The organism is Methylobacterium sp. WL18 (assembly GCF_008040015.1).
Classification (GTDB): domain Bacteria; phylum Pseudomonadota; class Alphaproteobacteria; order Rhizobiales; family Beijerinckiaceae; genus Methylobacterium; species Methylobacterium mesophilicum.
In genome coordinates this window covers 1-4,226 of the sequence record NZ_VRVD01000413.1, presented here as the reverse complement: position 1 = coordinate 4,226, position 4,226 = coordinate 1, and the positions used below count along the sequence as shown (strand labels likewise).

General features: G+C 71.2%; 5 protein-coding genes. 4 read left to right on the top strand and 1 reads right to left on the bottom strand.

Features of this window, described 5'->3' with window-relative positions; translation table 11 throughout:
• A partial coding sequence (locus FV228_RS21845; RefSeq protein ID WP_147856526.1) for a cold shock domain-containing protein occupies nt 1-491 on the bottom strand: 491 nt, incomplete at its 3' end.
• A gap of 313 nt (nt 492-804) precedes the next feature.
• Here FV228_RS21845 and FV228_RS21840 point away from each other — a divergent pair.
• The 4 genes from FV228_RS21840 (at nt 805) to FV228_RS21825 (ending at nt 3,990) form a co-directional block, all read left to right on the top strand.
• On the top strand, nt 805-1,278 hold the full coding sequence (locus tag FV228_RS21840; protein WP_147856525.1) for a response regulator: 474 nt from the start codon (nt 805-807) through the stop codon (nt 1,276-1,278).
• A 127-nt stretch (nt 1,279-1,405) separates the two neighbouring features.
• Entirely contained in the window at nt 1,406-2,488 is a 1,083-nt protein-coding gene (locus tag FV228_RS21835) for a Ppx/GppA phosphatase family protein (protein ID WP_147856524.1), read from the top strand.
• A gap of 10 nt (nt 2,489-2,498) precedes the next feature.
• Nucleotides 2,499-3,233 carry an RlmE family RNA methyltransferase gene (locus FV228_RS21830; protein ID WP_147856523.1) on the top strand — a complete coding sequence of 245 codons (735 nt, stop codon included), beginning with the start codon at nt 2,499-2,501 and terminating at the stop codon, nt 3,231-3,233.
• 10 nt (nt 3,234-3,243) lie between these two features.
• Nucleotides 3,244-3,990: a hypothetical protein gene (locus FV228_RS21825; RefSeq protein ID WP_147856522.1), complete on the top strand. Its 747-nt coding sequence runs from the start codon at nt 3,244-3,246 to the stop codon at nt 3,988-3,990.
• The last annotated feature ends 236 nt before the right edge of the window (nt 3,991-4,226 follow it).

The following is a 4,226-nucleotide window of genomic DNA, read 5'->3' as shown; positions in this document are numbered from 1 at the left end:
CCGCCGAAGCGGTCGGCGCCGAAGCCGCCGGTGCGCGGGCGCAACTCACGCCGGGGCGCGGGCGCCTCGGCCGTGGAGGTGTCGACGCTGGTGACGCTCGTGACCTGCGGGCCCTTCTGGCCCTGCGCCGTGGTGACCGTCAGCCGGGTGCCCGGCATCAGGTCGGCGTGGCCAGCAGCCTCGACGGCGCGAATGTGGAGGAAGGCATCGCCCGAGCCGTCGCCGAGTTCGACGAAGCCGAAGCCCTTCTCCTTGTTGAACCACTTGACCGTCGCATCACGCTCCGGCCCGGTTGCCACAGGCGCTGCGCTGGGGCCGCCCCGGGGGGGACCGCGGTCGAAACCGCCGCCACCGAAACCGCCACCACCGCCGCCGCCGAATCCACCACCGCCGTATCCGCCGCTGGGGGGAGCCTGATCAGGCCATCTCGGCTCGCCAGCCTCGTCGAAGCCGCGCTTCTGCGGCCCCCTGAAATCACGACCACGTCCCATCGAAAGCTCGCAAAAACCGTCCGCCGCCCTGGTCTTAAATACCGCGTGCGCGCCATCCCAGACAGCCCACGCCCCGCACTATCATTACCCCCGGTCGCGGTAACCAAGAATAACGCCCCAGTCCTGACGCAATCGGGCCTTGACCGCAAGGACCTTCTTCGCCAAGACGCGCCCGTTTCGTTACTTTCTTGCGGTAAACAACGCAGCTTCCGGGTCCCGTCGATCCAGGCGTTCGCCTTGGCCGAGAGGGCGTTAGCGAAACGCAAAGGCTGTTCGGCTAGACTCGCGTCGCGCCCCGCAACGGCACCCGGCCATGATCGCGACTCCGACCTTCCCCGATCTTTCGGCCCTCGTGGTCGACGAGAGTCTCTACATCCGGCGAATCGTGCGCGACATGCTCATGCGGGTCGGCATCAAGCGCGTCCTGGAGGCGCCGGACGGCGCCGAGGCGCTGGGCGTGCTGGCGGAGAGCAAGCCCGACATCAGCATCATCGACTGGGACCTGTCGATCCTGTCCGGGGAAGAGTTCATCCGGCTCGCGCGCACGCCCTCCACCTCCCCCTGCCCGACCATCCCGATCATCCTGATGCTGGCCCAGCCGCGCCGGAACGTGGTCGACCGCGCCGTTGCGCTGGGGGTCAACGAGATCATCGCCAAGCCATTCTCGCCGAAGACCCTGTGGTCGCGGCTCGACGAGGTGATCAACCGGCCCCGCCCCTATTCCCAGGTCAAGAGCCTGCTGCGGCCGATCCCGCGCCGGTCGGGCGCCATGAAGGCGGTCGCGTGACGAACGCGGCCTGAGGCGGGTCGCGACGATCGGTCATTGCAGTTCCCGACCGACCCTGTAGGGTCTTCCATCAAGAATGGCCGAGCGCGACGCTCCTGGCTGACCCGAAGGACCGACGGCCGCGCCGATGAGGGACGAGACCGCTGCGGCCGCGCCGTCCCGCACGTCGACCGGCGCAGTGCCGCTCCAGCCGACGGCCCCGTCGCCGGGCCGCGACCGCAGACGCGTTGCCTACGCGGCGCTTGATCTCGGCACCAACAATTGCCGCCTGCTGATCGCCGAGCCGACCTTCAGCGGGTTCCGGGTGATCGACGCCTTCTCGCGCATCGTCCGCCTCGGTGAGGGGCTGGGCACCTCGGACCGCCTCAACGAGGCCGCGATCGAGCGCACCGTCGAGGCCCTGCGGATCTGCCGGACCAAGATGCAGGCCCGGGGCGTCCGCCGGGCGAAGGTGATCGCCACCGAGGCGTGCCGCCTCGCGGTGAACGGCGCGGCCTTCGTGGAGCGCGTCCGCCGGGGTGTCGGCCTCGACCTCGAGATCGTCGACCGGCAGACCGAGGCGTATCTCGCGGTGACCGGCTGCGCGGCACTCGCCGACCCGGACGCGGAATCCGTGGTGATCTTCGATATCGGCGGTGGCTCCACCGAGATCGCGTGGCTCGACGGCGAGGCGGCCAACCCGTCCACCGACCCGACCCTGCGCATCCGCGCCTGGGATTCCCTGCCGGTCGGCGTCGTCACCTTGGCCGAGCGCCATGGCGGCGCCGAGGTGACCCGGCGGATGTTCGAGGGCATGGTCGAGGAGGTGGCGGAAAAGCTCTCCGCCTTCGCGATCCGCGCGGCGGCGGCGGCCACGGCCCCGCATTTCCACCTGCTCGGCACCTCCGGCACGGTGACCACGATCGCCGCCATGCACCTGCGGCTGGCCCGCTACGAGCGGCGGCGGGTGGACGGCCTCTGGATGAGCGACCATGAGGTGTCCGCCGCCATCGACGATCTGCTCGACACCCGGCTCGAGCAGCGGGCCGACAATCCCTGCATCGGACGCGACCGGGCGGATCTGGTATTGGCGGGCTGCGCGATCCTGGAGGCGATCCGGCGGGCCTTCCCGTCCGAGCGCCTGCGCATCGCCGACAGGGGCCTGCGCGAAGGGTTGTTGATGAACATGATGCGGGAGGACGGCGTCTGGAACCGGAAGGCCGTCCGATGAGGACACCACGATGACCGACCGGCGCGGGGGCGCGGGCTCCACGGGCGGCGTGCGCGGCGACCTGAAGCAGCGGGTGAAGACCGGCCGCGGCCGGACTCTGTCGCAGAAGCGGTGGCTGGAGCGCCAGCTCAACGATCCCTACGTGGCCCGGGCGAAGCGCGAGGGCTACCGCTCCCGGGCGGCCTACAAGCTCATCGAGATCGACGAGCGCTACAAACTGCTCAAGCCCGGCCAGCGGGTGGTGGACCTCGGGGCCGCGCCGGGTGGCTGGTCGCAGGTGGCGGCCCGGATCGTGGGGACGACGGGACGCGTCGTCGGCATCGACCTCCTGGAGATCGAGCCGATGCCGAACGTCGAGTTCATCACCCTCGACTTCCTGGATCCCGAGGCGCCCGTGAAGCTGACCACGCTGCTCGGCGGCCCGGCCGACCTCGTCCTGTCCGACATGGCCGCCAACGCCACCGGCCACAAGAAGACTGACCACCTGCGGATCATCGGCTTGGCTGAGACCGCGGCCGAGTTCGCCCGCGAGATCCTGGCCCCGGGCGGCGCCTACCTGGCCAAGGTGCTGCAGGGCGGCACCGAGAACGCCCTGCTGGCCGACCTGAAGCGTGACTTCACGGCCGTGCGCCACGTGAAGCCGGCGGCGAGCCGGTCCGATTCGAGCGAGCTCTACGTGCTGGCGACCGGCTATCGCAGCGCAGCGGCCCGGGCCGCCGCGTCGGCGGCGGCCGACGAGGCCTGAGCGCCCGCACATGCTGTTCGAGTGGGCGCTGGCGCTGGCCAATCCCGCGCCGCTGCGTTTGCGCCGCCTCGGCTATGTCCGCCACAGCGGCCGGCTCCACGCCCGGTCCCGCCGCTGCCGCGCGGCCTGGGCGCCGCACCTGATCCAGGCGCGCGGCGTGATCACCGCCGCCGCCGAGGCAAGCGCCCGGCGCGGGTCGGTGGTGGTGCTCGGCTCCGGGCTCCTCGACGACGTACCGCTCGATGCCCTGGCGGTGCTGTTCGATCGCGTCACCCTGGTGGACGCCGTCCATCCCTGGCCGGCACGGCTCGCCGCACGCCGGTACCGCGACGTCGCCCTGGCGACCGCCGAGATCAGCGCGGGCTTGAGCGATCCCGGACTTGCGCAGACCTGCGCGGCCGCGGACCTGATCGTGTCGGCCAACCTGCTGTCGCAGCTCCCGATCGTTCCGATCGAGGCTCACGAAGCGCGGGGGCGTGAGGCGCCGCCGCAGCTCGGTACCCGGATCATCGAGACCCATCTCGCGGCCCTGGACCGGCTCGCGGCCGGGACCACGCGGGTTTGCCTGATCACCGACATCGTGCAGCGCGCGGAAGACCGGGCCGGGCGGGTGATCGACAGCCTCGACCTGATGTTCGGGGTGAGGCTGCCGCCCCCGGCCCAGGCCTGGGACTGGGAGATCGCACCGTTCGGCGAAATCGGCCGACGCCACCGGCTCCTCCACCGGGTCCACGCCTATCCGGACTGGCGGGCCTGATCCGGCCTCGGAGCCGATGGCATCCTGTCTCTTCAGCCGAACGTCTCCACACGAATGGCCTGACCCAAGCAAGAAGCCGCCCCGGTGTCCCGGGACGGCTTTTTCAGGAGGCGTTCGCGTTCCGCTTACTCGGTCGGTGCGTCCTCGGCGGGTGCGCGGGCCTCGCCCTCTTCCGGAGCGATCCCCTCGAAGCGCGGCCGGCGCCGACGGCGCGGCTTCACGGGCGCCTCCTCGGC

Bases quoted from the DNA above. Each gene is read 5' to 3' on its own strand.
- FV228_RS21825 (WP_147856522.1), top strand. From the start codon at position 3,244: ATGCTGTTCGAGTGGGCGCTGGCGCTGGCCAATCCCGCGCCGCTGCGT.
- FV228_RS21835 (WP_147856524.1), top strand. From the start codon at position 1,406: ATGAGGGACGAGACCGCTGCGGCCGCGCCGTCCCGCACGTCGACCGGC.
- FV228_RS21830 (WP_147856523.1), top strand. From the start codon at position 2,499: ATGACCGACCGGCGCGGGGGCGCGGGCTCCACGGGCGGCGTGCGCGGC.
- FV228_RS21840 (WP_147856525.1), top strand. From the start codon at position 805: ATGATCGCGACTCCGACCTTCCCCGATCTTTCGGCCCTCGTGGTCGAC.